The sequence below is a fragment of the Intestinibacter sp. genome (assembly GCF_051866655.1).
In the GTDB taxonomy this organism is placed as follows: domain Bacteria; phylum Bacillota; class Clostridia; order Peptostreptococcales; family Peptostreptococcaceae; genus Intestinibacter.
Genome location: NZ_JBJDXL010000570.1, coordinates 1 through 1,977, shown reverse-complemented (window position 1 = coordinate 1,977; position 1,977 = coordinate 1). Strand labels below are relative to the sequence as shown.

Annotated in this window: 2 protein-coding genes; both read left to right on the top strand. The window is 32.7% G+C overall.

Going from position 1 to position 1,977, the window contains the following annotated elements; genetic code table 11:
- On the top strand, positions 1-470 hold a 470-nt coding region (locus ACI3VO_RS17265; RefSeq protein ID WP_439759090.1), incomplete at its 5' end, for a hypothetical protein.
- A 705-nt stretch (positions 471-1,175) separates the two neighbouring features.
- The gene (locus ACI3VO_RS17260; protein ID WP_439759089.1) at positions 1,176-1,679 is read left to right on the top strand and encodes a hypothetical protein; all 504 of its coding nucleotides are present in this window, start codon (positions 1,176-1,178) and stop codon (positions 1,677-1,679) included.
- Positions 1,680-1,977 lie beyond the last annotated feature (298 nt).

Genomic DNA, 1,977 nt, shown 5'->3' with positions numbered 1-1,977 from the left:
CTGGTTATGGTACGGTAACATCTGCTGGTCTTGGTCTAGGTAGTACTTTAGGAAATATTGGAGCTGATATTGCAGATGATAGTATGTCAGCATGGGACACTACTAAGAATGCTTTGTTTGGATTAGGAATGGATGTTCTTGGATTAATTCCTGGATTGGGAACATCAGCAAAAACAACTAAAATAGTTAAAGTCCTCAAACCAACAGCAAAGATAGCCTTAGCTATTATGTCAGGAATGGGAATGGTCAATTCTGTAAATGCCTTTACTAAGATGATGAGTAATCCATCTGAAATGACAGTAGCAGATTGGAGAGATGCACTTGCTGGTATTAAGGCTATTACTGGAGCAGTAAGGTCTAGAGGTACTACAATATCTAATAGAAGAGAACGAGAGAGAAATTATGTAACTTCAAATTATGTAAATGTTCCTGTTAAGTCTGGAAAATCTGTAAAAATGTCTGAAGAGTAGTTTAATAGATTAAAAAAGGCTAAAGGAATAGAAGAACAAAATAAGATATTAAAAGAAGTAGCTCCTGATGAAGAATTAGGAACTGAATTTATTTCTGGAAAGTTTAACCATCTACGTCACCCACTTCATAGAAATCCAAATGTAGAAAAAGGAACAGACTATGCTTAGATGGATTGGTCTCAGAGAGAATATTTACCAATAGGTTATACTTATGACACAGCAAGTGGGTAGGTAGTACCAAAGAAGTGGTCTAATGCTTGGTTAATAGATAAAGCAAATAGAATGGTAAGTTCTGATTAGGAGGATAATTCTTTTGGATTTAGAGAAAAAAATCCACTATATAAAGGAACATAGCAAGCTGTAGAACCACAGAAACCATCTTAGCCAGCACGAACTGCTACTTAGTCTTCTTCTGAATCATAGTCAACCAGTTCTCCTACAGAACCTAGAAATTTTGATAATCTTAGAAAATTAAGTTCTGGAACAAAACCACTAACAAAGAAAGAAATCTCCATAATTAATAGTGAGAGAAAAAGGCAAGGGAAGTCCCCCTTAACAGATTAGGAAATATAGAATTTGAATGCAAGAAGAATAGAAAGAGGTAAAAAATAGTAGAATAACTCTATTAAATCTCGATTAGCTCAATATAAGAAGGATAAAGTATTAGGAAAATATAATACTCCAGAAGATGATATAAAAAGAGCAATGGATGAACTTTCTGTATCTGGTAATATAAGATCTAATGCTAGACAATATTATTCTAGTGACTTAGACCGTATTAATGATTATTTTAGTAGATATAGTACTTATAGAAATTTAGGTAATATACCAGAGTATAATCAATCATTAAGAGGAGCTGCTTATAACTCAAGACAGAAAATGTATGAAAGGTTATTTGCATTAAGAAAAGGAGGTATTCTAAAGTTTGAAGGAGGTGGTTATTGGAGAACTGGCTATCTTACTGATAAAGGAACTAAAGAAAATGCAACACATCCTGATACATGGGGAAATTACTATGATTTTGATAAAATTCTACAAGAAATTCCAGATAGAGTTACCCCAGATGCTAATAAGTTTATAACCTCTATGAATAATCTAAATAAAATTAAACAAGATAAGAATTTAGGTTTTGGTAAAAACTTAAATGAAAGAGGTTATGCTGATTGGAATAAAGAATTTAATAATACTGGTTTTAATCATTTCTTTTAGTATAATGAGGGATTAAATGATTACTTAGGACCTTCAACATATAATAGACACTAGTTAATTACTAAACTATAGGATACATATAACAGTGCAGAGAAAGCTCTTAATATAAATGGTTAGAATGTTTATTATAATGGTAGTTAGTGGGTACTTGCTCAACCTACAACAGAAGAAATAAAACCTGAGGAGGAATAGAAACCAGGTGAACCTGAAGAGGTTTAGAGTTCAGAAGTAAAACCTAGAGTTGCATTATCAGGAGAAGATGCAGTAGCTAAAGAAGCCAAGCAAGCTACTAGTAGAG

Bases quoted from the DNA above. Each gene is read 5' to 3' on its own strand.
- ACI3VO_RS17260 (WP_439759089.1), top strand. From the start codon at position 1,176: ATGGATGAACTTTCTGTATCTGGTAATATAAGATCTAATGCTAGACAA.